At 44.6% G+C, this 17,662-nt stretch carries 14 protein-coding genes; 8 read left to right on the forward strand and 6 right to left on the reverse strand.

Going from position 1 to position 17,662, the window contains the following annotated elements; all coding sequences use genetic code 11:
* Positions 1-3: 3 nt before the first annotated feature.
* The 3 genes from H8K33_RS03670 to H8K33_RS03680 are packed head-to-tail and all read left to right on the forward strand — an operon-like array spanning position 4 to position 1,976.
* Positions 4-819, forward strand: coding sequence for an ABC transporter permease (locus H8K33_RS03670; RefSeq protein WP_186889593.1), 816 nt, complete (start codon positions 4-6; stop codon positions 817-819).
* The gene (locus tag H8K33_RS03675; protein WP_186889594.1) at positions 816-1,349 is read left to right on the forward strand and encodes a nitrous oxide reductase accessory protein NosL; all 534 of its coding nucleotides are present in this window, start codon (positions 816-818) and stop codon (positions 1,347-1,349) included. Before H8K33_RS03670 ends, H8K33_RS03675 begins: the two co-directional genes overlap by 4 nt.
* 3 nt (positions 1,350-1,352) lie before the next feature.
* Entirely contained in the window at positions 1,353-1,976 is a 624-nt protein-coding gene (locus tag H8K33_RS03680) for a nitrous oxide reductase accessory protein NosL (RefSeq protein WP_186889595.1), read from the forward strand.
* Positions 1,977-2,132: 156 nt separating this feature from the next.
* On the opposite strand, the gene H8K33_RS03685 is transcribed toward H8K33_RS03680, so the two are convergent.
* Both H8K33_RS03685 and H8K33_RS20055 read right to left on the reverse strand, forming a co-directional pair.
* The gene (locus tag H8K33_RS03685; protein ID WP_222613257.1) at positions 2,133-4,055 is read right to left on the reverse strand and encodes a diguanylate cyclase; all 1,923 of its coding nucleotides are present in this window, start codon (positions 4,053-4,055) and stop codon (positions 2,133-2,135) included.
* A 236-nt stretch (positions 4,056-4,291) separates the two neighbouring features.
* Positions 4,292-5,929: a methyl-accepting chemotaxis protein gene (locus tag H8K33_RS20055; RefSeq protein ID WP_186889597.1), complete on the reverse strand. Its 1,638-nt coding sequence runs from the start codon at positions 5,927-5,929 to the stop codon at positions 4,292-4,294.
* Between the two features lie 290 nt (positions 5,930-6,219).
* Between H8K33_RS20055 and H8K33_RS03695 the strand changes: the two genes are divergently transcribed.
* From H8K33_RS03695 to H8K33_RS03705, 3 genes are all read left to right on the forward strand, one after another.
* Complete coding sequence (locus H8K33_RS03695) at positions 6,220-7,530, forward strand: hemolysin family protein (protein WP_186889598.1); 1,311 nt, start codon at positions 6,220-6,222, stop codon at positions 7,528-7,530.
* Between the two features lie 370 nt (positions 7,531-7,900).
* Positions 7,901-9,088, forward strand: coding sequence for a cation:proton antiporter (locus H8K33_RS03700; RefSeq protein WP_186889599.1), 1,188 nt, complete (start codon positions 7,901-7,903; stop codon positions 9,086-9,088).
* Between the two features lies 1 nt (position 9,089).
* Positions 9,090-10,202 carry a YbdK family carboxylate-amine ligase gene (locus tag H8K33_RS03705; RefSeq protein ID WP_186889600.1) on the forward strand — a complete coding sequence of 371 codons (1,113 nt, stop codon included), beginning with the start codon at positions 9,090-9,092 and terminating at the stop codon, positions 10,200-10,202.
* A 917-nt stretch (positions 10,203-11,119) separates the two neighbouring features.
* Here H8K33_RS03705 and H8K33_RS03710 read toward each other — a convergent pair.
* Both H8K33_RS03710 and H8K33_RS03715 read right to left on the reverse strand, forming a co-directional pair.
* Positions 11,120-12,112 carry an NAD(P)/FAD-dependent oxidoreductase gene (locus H8K33_RS03710; RefSeq protein ID WP_186889601.1) on the reverse strand — a complete coding sequence of 331 codons (993 nt, stop codon included), beginning with the start codon at positions 12,110-12,112 and terminating at the stop codon, positions 11,120-11,122.
* Between the two features lie 155 nt (positions 12,113-12,267).
* Entirely contained in the window at positions 12,268-12,720 is a 453-nt protein-coding gene (locus tag H8K33_RS03715; protein WP_186889602.1) for a CBS domain-containing protein, read from the reverse strand.
* Between the two features lie 279 nt (positions 12,721-12,999).
* Between H8K33_RS03715 and H8K33_RS03720 the strand changes: the two genes are divergently transcribed.
* Positions 13,000-14,310 carry an O-acetylhomoserine aminocarboxypropyltransferase gene (locus H8K33_RS03720; RefSeq protein WP_186889603.1) on the forward strand — a complete coding sequence of 437 codons (1,311 nt, stop codon included), beginning with the start codon at positions 13,000-13,002 and terminating at the stop codon, positions 14,308-14,310.
* Between the two features lies 1 nt (position 14,311).
* Positions 14,312-15,118 carry an alpha/beta fold hydrolase gene (locus H8K33_RS03725; protein WP_186889604.1) on the forward strand — a complete coding sequence of 269 codons (807 nt, stop codon included), beginning with the start codon at positions 14,312-14,314 and terminating at the stop codon, positions 15,116-15,118.
* Positions 15,119-15,348: 230 nt separating this feature from the next.
* On the opposite strand, the gene H8K33_RS03730 is transcribed toward H8K33_RS03725, so the two are convergent.
* The gene (locus tag H8K33_RS03730; protein WP_186889605.1) at positions 15,349-16,869 is read right to left on the reverse strand and encodes a DUF4407 domain-containing protein; all 1,521 of its coding nucleotides are present in this window, start codon (positions 16,867-16,869) and stop codon (positions 15,349-15,351) included.
* Between the two features lie 7 nt (positions 16,870-16,876).
* Positions 16,877-17,662, reverse strand: coding sequence for a LytR/AlgR family response regulator transcription factor (locus tag H8K33_RS03735; RefSeq protein WP_186889606.1), 786 nt, complete (start codon positions 17,660-17,662; stop codon positions 16,877-16,879).

Raw genomic sequence — 17,662 nt, forward strand, 5'->3', positions numbered from 1 at the left:
ATGATGGAAATAAATCAAATTTTTACCCTGGCAGCGAAAGAATTTCGCGACCGGATTCGCAATCGTTGGGTACTGGCGGTAGCGCTGGTATTTACCGTATTTTCGCTAGTGATCACCTATCTCGGTGGTGCGCAACAAGGCCAGATTGGTCTCAAATCGATAGAGCTGACCATCACAAGTTTGGTCAGTCTGGTGATTTATTTGATTCCCTTAATTGCCCTACTGCTCGGCTTCGATGCGATTGTCGGCGAACGTGAACGCGGTTCGCTAGACTTATTATTGTCTTTTCCAATTACTCGTACTGAATTCTTACTGGGTAAATATCTAGGACTAGCAGGGGCTTTAACACTCTCCACAGTCGCAGGATTTTCATTGGTGGCGGCACTGCTATACCAACAATTTCAATGGGCGGGACTCTTTCATTACCTCGGCTTCATGATCAGCTCGGTATTACTTGGTCTAGCCTTTCTCAGTCTTGCCATTTTCATGTCAGTGATTGCACGCGAACGTACCCGTGCATCAGGCTTGGCAATCGCACTCTGGTTTTTCTTTGTCTTAGTCTTTGATCTTTTATTACTGGGTGCGCTGGTCGGTACTGGCGGGAGCTATGGTGGAGATATTTTCGCCTACTTACTGTTACTCAATCCGACCGATGTATTTCGTATTCTGAATGTCTTTTCTATGGATGATGTACGCACCCTATACGGGCTATCAAGCATCGTTCCCCCTGCCCTAGCCAAACCCTGGCTTATGGGTTCCGTTATGTTTGCCTGGATCGTTGTGCCGCTGGCGTTGGCACGTTGGAGATTTAACTCATGATCATTAATCGTCGACAATTTATCATCAATACACTCATCACCGCCGTCGCGGGAAGTGCCTTGATGGCTTGCGGTCAATCAACGACCAGCAAATCCATCACCCCGGTAGAAATTGATCCACACACCACCTGCGATCTCGACGGCATGTTACTGGCCGACTATCCAGGCCCCAAAGCACAGATTTTTTATGAGGGCAAAGAGTCGCCCACGTTTTTTTGCGATACGGTAGAAATGTTTAATACCCTATTGTCACCTGAACAGGTCAAGGCAGTTAGCGCCGCATACGTACAAGACATGGGCAAAGCGGATTGGGATCAACCGCGTGGCAACTGGATACCTGCAAAAGAGGGATGCTATGTTTTGGGCAGCAAACGACATGGTTCTATGGGCCCCACCATTGCCAGTTTTGCCCATGAGGCGGATGCAAAAAAATTTGTAGGACAATGGGGAGGAAAATTCCTGCGCTATGCCGAAATCAAACCTGACATGGTGGATTTGAGTGGCGGTGCCTTACACGATACGCGGATGTAGACGATGTTGATACACATCCCTTCAGCTAAACTAGTCGCTGGGATAACTGGCGCCTTGCTGATCGCGCTGACGCTGACCAAATTTGTTCTATGGCAAGCTACCGTAACGGAGGTTCAAACCATCACCAGCGGCGACATCTGCATTGTCGCTCCCGCAACGCCGTTTGATCCAAATTGGGGTATCAGCCTACTCGCACCACGTAAGATACCCAACGATGCGCGTTGCCCGGTTTGTGGTATGTATCCAGCGCGCACCAGCGAATGGGCCGCGCAAGTGATCTTCAAGAATGGCGATACCCACTTCTTTGATTCGCCATTAACACTATTTATTTATCTATTAGACCCGTCAAAATATAGCCGTGGCCGCAATGCTAGTGAAATCGCCGTTAGTTATGTCACGGACACGTCCCAAGGCGAATGGATTAAAACCAGCGAGGCTTTTTTTGTGACCGGATCTGGCGTACTGGGACCCATGCGCGCTGGCAATTTTCCGGTATTTTCACACCTAGAAGACGCGCAAAGCTTTACCGAAAAACGCGGCGGAACAGTAATAAAAGCAGATCAAATCAAGTCTCAGTCACTGCATGATCTTCATCGTTCACGTCAGCATTTGCATCTGAAAGACTAACGCTTGATTTCGACTTTGCGTCAGATTTGATAATCAACACAGTTCAAATCAATTCATTTGATTGCATTTTTAACTCACGTACCTGGTCGGCCGTCTCTTTTACTAACGTGGTATTTTTTCGATCTGTGTGATTCGATTTAACTAATAAGAATAGTATTAAGCGATACTCACTTGATTCCGCCCAGAGCGTTTAGATTGATAAAGCATTTCATCAGCACTCAAAATAAGCTCTTCACCATTTTTACCATGATTGGGATAAATAGCTATGCCTGCAGATAATGTGATTTTTATTTCATTTCCGCCGTAATTCACCGTATTCTTTTCCAGTTGTTTACGCCATATCTCGGCTCTTTCGAATGCTTGAGAAGCTGACATGTTTGGAATAATTGCGATAAACTCTTCTCCGCCATAGCGGCAAATTAAATCGCTTTCACGCGATGTTTGTCGCATGATGTCTGCGAGGGCCTTCAGGACTTGGTCTCCAGCGCTATGTCCAAATCGATCATTGACATTCTTAAAATGATCCAAATCCAACATAATCACAGCAAGTGGTCTTTGCTCTCGGTCCGAAAGTGCAATTTCTCGCACAATTGCAGCATCGAGAAATCGTCGATTGTATAAACCGGTCATCGCATCATGTAAGGCTAATTCTTGTAATGCTGTTTTTTCTTCAGCAGCCTCTAACAGTCGGTTTTCCATTTCCTGATGTGCTTGAAGTAGTTTTTCTTCGTGCAGCTTTCGCAGACTAATATCGCGAGCCACTCCTTGGTACCCATCGATCTCGCCATTTTCTCCATAAATTGGCACTGAAGAAATTTCCATCCACAGTTCACGACCATCCTTACAACGCATCGGTAACTCAAACTTCATCGCCAGCCCCTTGTTACCGGATCTCTCAAGCTCAAACCGCTTATCAATTTCTTGCTGAAAAATTTCTTGCCCACATTCGGTAAATTGCTCACGAATGTCAATACCAACGATTTCACTGTTGGAATACCCCCTCACTCTTTCATCAGCAGCATTAGTGTATGTGACTTTAAAGAATGAATTGATTTGCCAAACGATGTCGGCCATATTCTCAGCCAACATACGAAAGTTTGCTTCACTTGAACGCAATAATGCATTGTTCTTGCTTATTTCATTATGTTGACGCAATACGGTGATGTGTGAGAGGACGACAAATCCTGCCAAAAGCAATAAGGTGCAATATCCAACGCTCAAATCAATCGCCCGTTTCCTCCATTGTTTTAAAATCGCGAGCTTTTCAAATCCGTAAACAACAGTGAAAGGAAAATCTTCTATCTTATACATACCAAAAAGACGTTCAAGTCCATCGATGTCAATTGCGGTGGCAATACCTGATTTCGCAAACTTCTCACTCAACGAATTAATATCCGCTTCGCTCATCATCTGCTTTTCCAAGTAGGAATGCATCGTAGGTCTGCGAGCCAATAGTATTTGAGAATTGTCGATCAAAGAAACGGAGTCATAGTTGGCGATATCCAGTGAATCAAACCAGCGTTGCATTCGTTCAAGCTCAATGACTCCCAACACACCACCCACAAATTGACCATTGGTGTTAATGAAGTGCCTTGAAATTACGAGCGCTGATCGACCCGATGCAGATTTACTACCCGCCACATACTCAACCATGGGTCCGGAACCTTTGAATTTCTTTCGAGCTTCACACAGTTCAGGTTTTGAGCGTATGCCGATATTCTGCCCGGTCGCTGTCGCAATAAATTTACAATCTCGATCAAATAAAACCATACTAAAAAAGTCAGGGACAGTGTCACCCTTCTCCTTTAATAAAGTCGACAAGGTTTTACCTTGATTAAGACCCGTATCTACAAAGACGCCATCTATGATTTGAATTCTACTAGCGACATCACGTAACACATAGTCGGATGCCAAAATTTGAGTGCGCAAACTTTGTCCCAAAATTTGGCTACGTTGTGCTGCCCTGTAGGTTGCCTGCTTCAGAACTTGATCATAACCGTCTCTTAATTCAAAGATTAACCATAAGCCCAAAAGTGTAAATATTGCGAACAGTGAGAAAAGTATTTTCAATAAAGACATTCGGCGCTGCAACAGTGTCGGTCGAATACCTTCATTGGATACTACAGACTTATTGATCATTTAAATAGCGGTAAAATTATTGTGAGCAAAGTCTTAAATCATAACTTAAAACGCAGCAACTTTCACAATACCAGCAACATCAGGTGAGACTTCATTTATGGCTAGTCAGTCTTATTTACGTCACACGAATCTTTACATGAGTGAATAATTTCAAAAACATCGTATAACCCCTAAAACTAAGACAATAAAACTAGATCTCTTTCGCTCCTGAAATTAATATGCTTTGAATCTTTATTGTTTGCATTACGCTTAACGTCATCAGCACCTGAAATCATCTTAAATACAGACACCGTTTGCACTAATTCAGTCGCCTGAAATTTTAAAGTGCTGGCAGCGGCAGCCATTTCTTCGACCAATGCCGCGTTCTGCTGAGTCGATTCATCCATATGCGTGACCGCTTCACCGACTTGCGTAACACCTAAGGCTTGCTCATGACTCGATGCGCTAATTTCACTCATAATGTCTTCAACGCGTTTAATCGAATTGACAATTTCAATCATTGTTACGCCTGCCTGATCCACTAACTCAGTACCATTACGCACACAATTGACGCTTGTATTAATCAACGATTTAATTTCTTTTGCCGCCTCTGCAGACCTTCCAGCCAAAGATCGAACCTCTGAAGCTACAACGGCAAATCCTCTACCCTGCTCACCTGCTCGAGCAGCTTCTACTGCGGCATTTAGTGCCAAAATATTCGTTTGAAAAGCAATCCCATCAATGACGCTAATGATGTCAGCTATTTTCACACTTGACTCACTAATCTCTCTCATCGTTCCAACAGCTTGCGTCACCACCGCTCCCCCCTGTGACGCCACCAAACTAGCACTACGAGCAAGCTGATTTGCTTGTTTCGCGTTATCCGCATTTTGTTTTACAGTGGACATCAACTCTTCCATTGATGCGGCAGTTTCCTCCAATGCACTTGCCTGACTTTCCGTGCGAGCAGACAGATCCATATTTCCCTGTGCGATTTCGGCACTTGCTGTGGCGACACTTTCGGAACCCAACCTGACGTCAGAAACGACTTTTAACAAACTTGTTTGCATCGTTTGCAGATTTGCGATAATGCTTGTCTGGTCGCCCGGTTTTACTGCAATCTGAATACTCAAATCACCTTCTGCGACGGCCTTTACCATATCCAATGCCTCTTTAGGTTCTCCCCCAAGTGCACTCATCAAGTTACGAGTAATTAGTACGCCAACAATCGTTGCCAGAAATATCGCTATCATACCCAAGCCAATCAATAAAACTCTGGACTCAACATATGTGCTCTCCGACTGCTCGCCTTTTTTTGCAATAGCTGCGAACTGAAATTGAATCAGCTTATTTGTCGCGTCCTTATAGACAGCAAGAATCGGGCGCAACTCATTTGCCAGAAATACTTTTGATTCATCCTCTTTACCGCTCGTAATCAGTTTTAATAATGCCGTAGTTCCATTTGCATATTTCTTACCCGTTTCGCTTACCTGATGCAACAATTCCTTACCTTCATTCGAGAGGGTAATTTTTGCTAATTTTTCCGTGGAGTTTTGTATCAATTGACGGGCATTTTCGATAGTATCTAGTTGCTTTTGCTGGTCCACGTTGTCATGATTAAGCATCATATTACGAAGCGCAATCGCAATGACATCGACTTGTCTCAAAGTCTCGGTCGACAGCTGAGTCGCTGGAACTTTGTCGCTAATAATGTCCTTGACATTGTCGTTCACACTGGAAAGATGATGTAAACCAATCGCAACGATCAACATTAATAAAACCCCCATTACACCAAATCCACCAAACAGCTTGGTGGATATTTTCAAGTCATTCATTTCATTTCTCTCATAAAGTCAAACGCAAAAAAACATTCCCACAAAGCAATGTTGCGCCTATAAATGAGGAGAAAGAAGATCGAACTAACAATAATGAATCCGAAATTTAATTTTCTTGACTGAGGTCAATCAGTAAACACTTGAAGGCCTTATTACTTACTACAAAGGCGGAAGCCAAGCTTATGGCGGTGAGGATTTCAAGCCCAAATAATCCAAAGCGAAAAATTTTGGGTACAATACTTTTCCCGTAATTAATGGGGGCTACCAATAAAACGGTTTGCCCTCTCATAATGGATATACTGATTATTCTAGGTCTGATTTTGGTCAATGGTTTGTTCGCCATGTCTGAAATCGCAGTTGTTTCATCAAAGCGCATTCGCTTACAAAAAATGTCGGAGAATGGTAGTCGTGGCGCTCAAGCTGCTTTAGAGCTATCCGATAGTCCAAGCCGATTTCTTTCAACGATTCAGGTTGGCATTACTTTGATTGGTATTTTTAATGGTGCTTTTGGTGAAGCATCGTTAGTTGCACAACTTAGCCCCAAATTAGAAACCATTCCTCTAATTAGCGAATTCGCCAGAGAAATTGCATTAGCAATTGTGGTGGTTGGGATTACGTTCTCATCCCTTATTCTCGGTGAATTACTGCCGAAGCGAATTGCAATGCAATATCCCGAGACCGTGGCATCACTGATCGCAGCACCAATGCAGTGGCTGTCGAGCGTAATGGGACCTTTTGTAAAAATCCTGACATTCACAACAGAAGCCCTATTGCGACTCATGGGCTTGCACCAGGCAAAAAATAATGCTGTGACAGAAGAAGAAATTACCGGCATGCTGCAAGAAGGAACAAATGCTGGTTTATTCGAAAAAACTGAGCACGATATTGTATCGCGCGCACTGCGCCTCGATGATCAACGGGTTGCCGCATTAATGACGCCAAGGATGGACATCGATTTTATCGATATTGAGGAATCTCTGGAACAAAACTTGGCGAAAATAAAAGCAAGTCATTACAGCCGTTTTCCTGTCTGCAAAGGAGATTTATCTAATGTGATCGGAATTATTCACGGCGGACATTTGTTTGATCAGGCAATTGAAGCAAAATCTTTACAAGCTGTAGATATCGCGGCAGCCGTGAGACCTCCGTTATATATCCCAGAAACACTCAGTGCCATGCAGTTACTCGAGGCATTAAAGAAAAACCGGGCCGAGTTAGCCTTGGTAGTGAATGAATATGGCGAAATCGAGGGAATTGTTACATTAAGCGATGTACTCGGCGCATTAGTTGGCGATGTTGTCGCAGTCGATAATCACATGGAATCGGATGCAACACAACGAGAAGATGGCTCTTGGTTGATTGACGGCGGTATCTCGTTTGACCGATTTCGTGAAATCTTGGATAGTGACGTCAAATTTCCCGAAGAAGCCTCAGGCTCGTACCACACTCTCGCTGGCTTTGTGCTCACCCATTTTGGCTATATACCAAGAGAATCCGAGTATTTCGAGTGGCAAGGTTTTCGTATCGAAGTTGTTGATATGGACAAGAATCGAATCGATCGATTATTGATTGCAGAAATTTTGCCGACTACCCTACTCTGACATGTTTTTCCATCATCCGAAATTTAATTGATTTCTTTAACCGTCACAAGTTAAAATACAAATGGGTGCCCATTAATTAGAATGCGGCAGGTATAGCGAAGGTCGGGCCGCCTCGCCTATTTTGCCGCCTAAGATACCAATGGACAAGCCCTCACTCGCCCCTATTTTCGCGAATTATTTTGCGATACCTTGCATTTATCTCATCTCCTTTCGCTTAAAGCCGCATTGAACTCTTTGATCAATGTGATGCCATACCTTTGTATGTGCGCCGTACACCATGTTAAGAATCCACAGCAATCGCCTTGCATGCTCATAAAAATTGAATTGCATGCGAGTTGAAACTAGATGTTAAGCAAACCAAGGAATCCGTATGATGGAATTAACGATACTTCAAAATGATATGGCATGGCCGTTCGCGATTTTAATCGCTTGGATGGCCGGCGAATTTACTCATCGCTGGGTCAAGTTACCTCGCATTAGTGCTTATGCCATCGTCGGTTTTCTGCTGGCACCATCGCAGCTTGGATTATTACCCGTTACTCAATCGCCCACCATGTTATTAATGGCTAACATTGCTTTTGGCTTGATCTTATTTGAAAGTGGTTATCGAATTAATTTACGTTGGTTGCGCAATAATCCGTGGATTGCCGTAAGCAGCTTGACCGAGGCTGCGCTGACCTTTATTTGTGTTTATTTTCTTGTACTCGCGTTCGGACAATCAACAACTTCAGCACTATTGTTGGCCGCTTTATCAATGGCGACATCACCAGCAACCATACTTAGGGTGATTAACGAACATAAAAGTTCTGGTCAAGTCACTGAACGTGTTTTACATCTCTCCGTACTCAACTGTGTTTTTGCCGTGTTGGTTTTTAAGATCATTGTTGGACTGGTTATTTTTAAAACCTCAGGTAATTTATGGGACGCGAGCTATAACGGTCTTGTGGTTCTCATTATTTCTGCGTCTTTGGGAGTTGGTTTCGGCATTTTTATTCCTGCTGTTTTACGCAAAACTAAACGACTGCATCAAGATGGGACCTTAGCGTTCACGATCGCCGTGGTGTTCATCGTCGCACTTACGCACAGTTTAAAGTTGTCCCCCGTGTTAGCCACACTCACATTCGGGCTGGTGGTTCGCCATCGACGGATCATCTTAAATGCATCTCAGCATGGATTCGGCGCACTCGGTGATTTACTGTCGGTTATTTTATTTGTCTTCATCGCAGCCACCATCGAATGGCGACAAGTTGTTGCGGGAGTGGGATTAGGCTTGGCAATTATTTTCGTTCGTCAATTTGCAAAAATAATTGGAATTGGTATTTTCGCGCGTGTCAGTGGTATTTCATGGCGCAAAGGTGCCTTAATTGGGATGGCAACCATGCCAATTTCTGCATTTGTGATTTTGGTGCTAGAGCAATCGAGGTATATCGGGATTGATTTGATAGATCAACTTGCGCCTTTGGCCGCCGCAGCACTCACATTGGAAATTATCGGTCCCTTGTTCATTCAAAGAGCGTTAATTTGGGCACACGAAGTACCTGAAATCAAGGAGAACTAAGATGGCCTTAGAGAAATTTAAGAACTCACAAGCGCTGAGTATGGGCGTTGAACTTGAGCTTCAGTTGATCAGTTTAAGTAACTTTGATTTGGTAGCGGCCAGCCCAGATATGCTGGAACTATTGTCACGTAACGATTTTCCTGGTGTTGTTACACCCGAAGTCACCGAGAGCATGATTGAAATCGCCACCAGCATTCATACTGAGTATGGTGGCTTAATCACAGAACTAGAACAGATGCGCAATATTTTAGTGCGTGCAGCTGATCGCCTAAATATTGGCATCAGCGGCGGCGGCACACATCCATTCCAGATTTGGTCGGATCGACGCATTTTCAATAAGCCCCGATTCCAAGAAGTTTCGGCTCTATACGGTTACTTGACCAAACAATTTACGATCTTCGGACAACATGTTCACATTGGTTGCACCAATGGTGATGAGGCGCTTTTTCTACTGCATGCACTCAATCGCTACGTACCACATTTTATTGCCTTGTCAGCCTCCTCGCCTTTCGTGCAAGGACATGACACTTTATTTAATTCTGCGCGATTAAACTCTGTTTTTGCCTTCCCTTTAAGTGGCCGCGCACCGTTCTTTCTCAAATGGGAAGAATTTGAAAAACATTATTTTGAGAAAATGGAGCACACCGGCGTAGTAAAAAGTATGAAGGATTTTTATTGGGATATCCGACCAAAACCGGAATATGGCACGATTGAATTACGTGTTTGCGACACGCCACTAACTGTCGAACGTGCTGCAGGATTGGCATGTTATTTACAATCCTTATGTAAATATTTATTAGAACGAAATGAACCCGAACCAGCAGAAGATGACTACCTAGTCTACAACTACAATCGATTTCAAGCTTGCCGGTTTGGATTAGATGGCACCATCGTCCATCCAAAATCGTACGAACAAATGCCGCTGCGCGAGGATATTCTGACGACTGTACGTAAAATACAAACCCACGCCGATAGCTTAGGTGCAGGCGATGCTCTGGAACATATTTACCAAGCGACACATACCCGCAGCGATGCCAGTCTGTTACGCGATGAATATTCGAACCGCGGCAGCGTCGAAGGAATGGTCGACTTTTCTATACAAAGATTTAGATAAAACCATCAATCAATACAGCATAGCTCGAAACTTAACACGATTAGCAATTAAGACTTATGCAAAACAGATTTGACGTCGTCGCAGTCGCCTCCTCGAATAATTCGCCCCTAGCTGGCGCAATTATGCTTAAGCTAAGCCCTAGGCTCATATGAAAATCCTTCACTTGTTACCATTGATCTTGATCTGTCTTACTGCAGTTTACTGCGTAGCTCTGGGGATGATTGCACTAACCAAGCCTGCAACGGCAGCGAGATTTTTGCTCGGATTTGCAAATAGTATGTTTCTCCACTATACGGAATTGTTCTTGCGACTCGCGATAGGCTTTGCTTTTGTATTGCATAGTCCCAATATGCTTTTGACTGACATCTTTCACTGGTTTGGCTGGATTCTCATCAGCACAACGGCGTGCTTATTTTTAGTGCCATGGCAATCACATCGACAATTCACGTTGTATGTAGTACCACATGCGAATCGTTTTCTAAAATTGATCGGCGTCACTTCATTGATAGCAGGTTTCGCGATACTTTTTTCAACTTTCCACTAAAGCCTTCATTTTTTGTACGAAATAATGAAATTAAATCACCCCTTTGTGCTGGCCATCACATAAATTATGTATCGTTCAAATTAAGATGCTGACATTGTTTTGAATAATCACCACCCCAAAGGAAAATTGAAATGTTAGCCGCGATTAAAGATTACAAAGAATGGCGTAGTTATAAAGTCCCAGTTGGACAAGCGCTTCGTTTAACTTTAAAAAGCAAGCTAGCATTACGTCTATTTTGATTTTCCAAATATAAAAAAACTCCATGTATGCAATTACATGGAGTTTTTTATTGAGGCTTCAGATAGAAACAAACAAAATCAAATAGAGTTTTTAGATCAACATATCAGCGCACTAAGTTCATACGCCACAAGATTTAAGCTAATGCGTTGGCAATTCCTAAACCGCTTAGGAAAGCATTTTCAACCCGCCCCGCTCCATCCAAGCCTGCTGCAAACCAATCTCCACATACACCGATCTTGGCTTTAGGATCCCATAAAAATGACTCTGCTAAAGGTGCATCCGCTTGTGCAAAGCGCCAACGATGTGTTACAGCGTGAATAGCCTGAATTGGCGATCCAGTGGCTTCATGAAAAGCCTTCGACAATTTCTCTTTAGCGCGTTCATGGTCATCCTCTAAGTGCTCGACACTCCATGCCGCAGTTGCATGACAGACCCAGCGTTCACCGGCACGATGATCAGGTTTAGATGTATCGCGCGCAATCCAACCCAAACGAGAATTTGCAACCCAAGCACCGTCATAATCCAAATTTAATGGATGCTGAAACCCCAGCATCAATACCCAACATGGTTGCAAATGAACACTGGCTACTTGTTTACTAAAGCTCGCATGGTCTTTCAATAATACAGAGGCTTGTTCTGGTGGAATCGCCATAATCACCGCATCGAATGGTCCCGCAGATGCGGCAACAGGAATCTCATCGGTTTTTACTGACAATATCCATTGTTCACCATGGGCTTCCAAGGCGACCACTTGCTGTTCCAAACGTACGTCAAAACCATGTGCCAATTGTTTGCCTAAGGAACTCATTCCAGGTACAGGTACAAAACGCTGAGAACTCTTTCCAGCTGCAGTAGTTTTACCGTGATCGAGATTCACTAGCTTACTTTCCCAAGGAACCACCCATTCTAATTTACGCCAATCTGCGACCTCTTTTTTGAATCGATCTGAACTCGCGGTGAAATATTGCGCGCCGTGATCAAAGCCACCGAGTTCGGTTTGTCGTGTACTCATACGTCCGCTCACACCGCGACTTTTTTCATACACAGTAACATGATGTCCCTGTGCCTGACATTGACGGGCTGCGGTTAATCCAGCTAAACCAGCACCGATGATGGCTACCTGCATACTTTTCTCCTTATTTTTATCGAACTTCAATCAAACTTTCATCCAACACAAAAAACATCGTCAACCTTCAACATGAAGCATCCATTAATTTAAATTCCAATTCAAATTCACCAGGCAAAAAAAAACCCACAATTCACATCGTGGGTTTCGCACTATTACGATTCTTTTTCATCTTCAACTGGCCAATCGCGGATATAGGCCTTCAACATTTTATTTTCAAAACTTTGCGCTTCTAGCACAGCACGTGCGACGTCGTAGAAAGAGATCACGCCCATTAAAGTCTTCGCATCCATCACTGGCAAATAACGAGAATGTTTTTCCAGCATCATACGGCGCACTTCGTTAACTTCGGTCTCTGGAGTCACTGTCATGGGATGATCATCCATGTATTTACGAACTGTTCCGTCACCTAAGGCGCCACCGTTTTTATGAATGGCACGAATCACTTCACGAAAAGTCAGCATTCCCACCAGATCACCAAATTCCATGACGATCAATGAGCCTATATCTTTTTCCTCCATGAAGCTGACCGCATCCTTCATTGGTGTATCAGGCGTAATCGTAAAAAGAATATTTCCCTTTACCTGCAGAATTTCTGAAACCTTCATCTTATTCCTCCGATCTGATCTACCTAATCTAGCCTAAAGGCTCAGCCATCACCTAGCAGTTAAAACTTTCAGGGCAATCTTTGCTTTCTTTCACCTAATGTATCGCAAGCACCAAGAAAAATCTAGTGATTAAGAACAAGTATTTTTGATTTATTGCAAGATCTCACGGGATCTGTGGTTTGCCGAAAATGATTACTGCCTTGATTAACACGTCAGGTCTTTTCAAAAACATGGCAAGTGCGTAGGATGTCGGCATCCAATTAGGGAGAATACCAGTTTATGAGCGGTCCAAAATACCCAGGCTTTGACACTTTGTCATTGCATGCCGGCGCCGTAGCCGATCCAGCTACCGGTGCGCGAGCCACCCCAATTTATTTCACATCTTCATTTGAATTTAAAGATTCCGATCATGCGGCTTCGCTTTTCAATATGGAACGCGCGGGCCATGTTTATAGCCGCATTACCAATCCCACCAACGCTGTACTAGAAGAACGTATGGCTGCGCTGGAAGGCGGCGTCGCTGGCATCGCTGTCGCCAGCGGACAAGCCGCGCTGCATCTTGGTTTATCGACGATTGCAGGGGCTGGATCGCACATCGTCGCATCACCTGCGCTTTATGGTGGCTCGCATAATTTGCTGGCCTACACCATGAAACGCTTCGGAATCGAGACTAGCTTTGTCGATCCACGTGATCTTGATGCCTGGCGCAATGCGATACGCCCGAATACGAAAGTTTTCTTTGGTGAAACCTTAGGCAATCCTGGACTGGATGTTTTCAATATTCCCGCCATCGCAGAAATCGCACATGAAAATCATCTGCCCTTAATGCTCGATTCGACCTTTACCACGCCCTACCTATTACGACCATTCGAACACGGCGCCGATTTGGTGTATCACTCCGCCACCAAATTTCTGTGCGGACACGGTACGGCAATCGGTGGTGTTTTGGTTGATGGTGGCACGTTCGACTGGCAAGCGGCTTACGAGAAAACCGGACGTTTTGCCGAGCTATGTGAGCCATATGAAGGTTTTCATGGCATGGTGTTTAGTGAAGAATCGACAGTTGGCGCTTTTTCATTACGTGCACGGCGTGAAGGCTTACGTGACTTTGGCGCGTGCATGAGTCCACACAATGCCTTCGCCATCTTGCAGGGAATAGAAACCTTGGGGTTGCGTATGGACAGACATGTTGCGAATGCCCGTAAAGTCGTTGAATTCTTGTCTTCACATGCCGCTGTAGAGTCTATCGCGTTTCCAGAATTGGCATCGCATCCCGATTATGAACTGGCGAAAACACTGTTGCCCAAAGGTTGTGGCTCGGTCTTTTCTTTCAATATCAAAGGTGATCGTGCTGCGGGTCAACGATTTGTCGAATCGCTCAAAGTATTCTCACATCTTGCCAATGTCGGTGATGCAAAATCTTTGGTAATTCATCCAGCTTCGACTACGCATTTCCGTGTGCCAGCCGAACAATTGGCGGCATCAGGCATCAGTGAAGGAACGATACGTCTTTCTGTTGGTTTAGAAAATGTCGACGACCTGATTGAAGATTTGACGCGTGGTTTAAAAATGGCTCAGAAAGGCAAATAAGATGCACCTCACGATACAGAATAAAGAAGTCTATGCGTACACAGGTGGCAAAGCATTTAATCCTAATTTGCCGACCATCATTTTGGTGCATGGTGCGCAAAATGACCATTCGGTTTGGGCTTTACAGTCACGCTATTTAGCACATCATGGTTTTAGTGTATTGGCAGTTGATCTGCCCGGTCACGGTCGCAGCGCAGGTCCGGCTTTAAGCAGTGTGGAGAAACTCGCAAGTTGGTTGCTGGAATTAATCGAACTCAGCGGCGTACAGCAAGCCTATGTTGCAGGTCATAGCATGGGTTCATTGATCGCCTTAGAAGCGGCCAGCATGGCGCCAGAGCGCATACAAAAACTCGCTTTACTCGGCACAGCATTCCCTATGAAAGTCTCGGATGCTTTGCTATTCTCAGCACAGCATGATGAACAATCGGCGATTGATATGGTGAATATTTTTTCACATAGCAGCATGGCACACAAACCATCTTGCCCGGGACCTGGTTTCTCGGTAATGAATGGCAGCATGCGCTTGATGCAAAGAATTTCTGCTATCAATCCCGAGCAAGTTTTCTTCAATGATTTCACTGCCTGCAATACGTATTTAAACGGTGAAGAAGCAGCAAAGAAAGTGCAATGCCCTACGCTGTTTTTGCTGGCACGTCAGGACATGATGACGCCTGTCAAAGCAAGTTCTTTGTTATCAAACGCAATCAACAACAAGCAGATTCACATCATTGAACATTGTGGGCATTCTATGATGAGTGAACAGGCTGATGCGGTGTTGGATGCTTTGTATGGATTTATGAAGACTTGAGATGCTATAAAACTGATGAGCAAGCCCGTGGTTTCAACATTCCCTCTCCTGCATACGGAAGAGGGTTAGGGTGAGAATAGTGCCGTGACGACAGAACGATTAAATTGTAGCATACGGCACAACATCTGAATCACATTACTGAAGCACGTCCAACAGCATTCTCAAGACCCCTTCCGAATCTGAACGTCCCTCATCCCCGCCCCTTCTCCTGCTAGCGGGAGAAGGGAGAATTAAACCTTGACTGTTGAAGCCTGCAAACCAGATAGACTATCTAATATCCTCTTAATCGTTTCTTGCACCATATTTTCAATGCGCGGATCAACACTTCCCGCGTTCAAAATACTAGATGCATTCTTCAATTGCTGTATCGCTTCGAGCTGCAACAGATGCAATTTCAATGCTTCGACATTCAAACGTAATTCGACATCCATTGCTCTTAGTTGCTGATGTAACTGCATCTCAAGTTCTTGTTCCAAACGAACCCGAGCTAGCGCCATTTGACCATCATCTGCCAGCCACAACGCTTGTTCACCTTTCGCTTGCATACTTGCTTGCAAACGTTTGGTCGCGATTTGTTCTTGTTGTGTTTGCAGCTGTTCGGCAATCTGCTCTTGGGTTGCCATTTCCATGCTATTGAATTTTAAATCGACATCGGTCGTTGACGTAAACTTCACCAAAATCGCCACCATTTCAATCGCGAAAAACCAGGTCAACCACCAGATTAATTGAAAGCGTCGATTCGCATCATTGCGCACTAAATCAGCGACAGCGGCAAAATCAGCAGCAAAGCCTGATTGTGCGGCAAGTGTAATTTTCTTCTCTTGCGATTCACTCAGTGCCATCTCTTTTTGCTTCGCTTCACTAATATGTGATTGCACTTGCTTCTGCTCATTTAGCAGGATCTTCTTTTCAGCGTTTTTCTGTTGCTTCCATTCCAGCAGCTTATTTATCACGACACCGTCTGCAGCTTGACATGGTGCTTTGGCAGCGCTCAACTTTTGATTCAATGCATCAATCTTTGCTTCTAATAAGGCGTCTGGAATATTGGAATTCTTCTGCGCCAATAAAGGGCGTAATTGGCGTTGCAATGAAAAATCTGTTTTAGCAAACGCTTGCCAGCAGGCTCTGGCTTTTTGTCGATACGCTGCTAAATCAGGTGGCTCACTTGCCAACAGCAAATCAACTTGTTTAATTGCACCTTCCACCCTTGTTGCATCGTTACGCAAAGCTGGCAAGCCAACCGCCAATTGCGCCGACTGCACATTATCAATCATCCGAGTGCGCGCCATCTCGCCGACTTTGACATCAATCTCGGCGCGATTACTCTCGACAAAAAAGGGATATACCATCGTCGACGCAGAGAGTAATGCTAACAATCCGCGCCAACTTAAACCGAACAACTTCTTCCACCAAATTGCATCGGCACGAATGCTAATCAACATTTGCCGTTCTAAACACCATTGGAATATCGCCCAAATAACACCAGCCAGTACCGCCCCCCAAGCAGAGATTGTGCTCATGGTCGCCAGCATATGTCCCATGCCATAGCCAGAAAAAATCGCGAAGAAGATGACTAGCGATCCGATCCCGTAATACTTATGCCGTCCACGGGTAAAACGATAAGCGCCCTGCTGATCGCGTTCTTCCAATACTTCCAACGGCACTGCAGCGGACAAGGCCAAAAAACTTAGGGCTGCACGCTGCCACTGCCAGCGCTGAGTTGCGGCGGCAGAATTCACTGATGCATACATAGTGACCTCACATATTGCGGAATAAAACCATGAAGGGCTGGCTGACGGTTAAAGTCTCGGGCCGCGTTTTCAGCTTGACGATGCCCTTACCTGTATCGTCGCGCGCAATCGAGGCGATGGCTTTTAGATTAACGATGGTGGAACGGTGAATTTGTTTAAAGATATTTGCATCGAGCAATTCTAGTAATTCACGTATAGGTTTGCGTAACAGGGATTCACCTTCGGCAGTCATCACGACTGTGTATTTATTGTCGGCTTTAAAATAAGCAACGTCATCAACCATGATGAGTTTAGTTTCTGCGCCTGAACTCGCGGTTAGCCAAACTAGCGGATCACTTTTTTGTGTTCCTTGAAATGCGGCTTGCATATTTTTAGTGTCGCCAAGGTTTAATTGTTGCAGCAAACTAGCTACCGCATTGAAGTCTTTCATCGCGCGACTTTGCAGCCTTTGCACGGTGGCCGAGAGGCGATCGTAAGTCACCGGTTTCAACAAGTAATCAACCGCCCCTTTGTCGAAGGCATCAATCGCATATTGATCATACGCTGTGACAAAAACAATCTGCGTATGCGGGCTGCTTTCCTTCATTGCTTCTGCGATTTCTATACCGGTCAAGCCCGGCATGCGTATATCCAGAAAAGCGACATCGGGTTGATTTTCGACGATGGCTTCTAGTGCACTTGCACCATCATCACATGCTGCAACGATTTCTAAATTCGGCCAGGCTTTATTCAGTTGTTCTAGCAAGGCTTCGCGCAACAGACTTTCGTCTTCGGCTACGACACATTTAGGCAT

The organism is Affinundibacterium amnicola (assembly GCF_014284275.1).
GTDB lineage: Bacteria > Pseudomonadota > Gammaproteobacteria > Burkholderiales > Burkholderiaceae_D > Undibacterium > Undibacterium amnicola.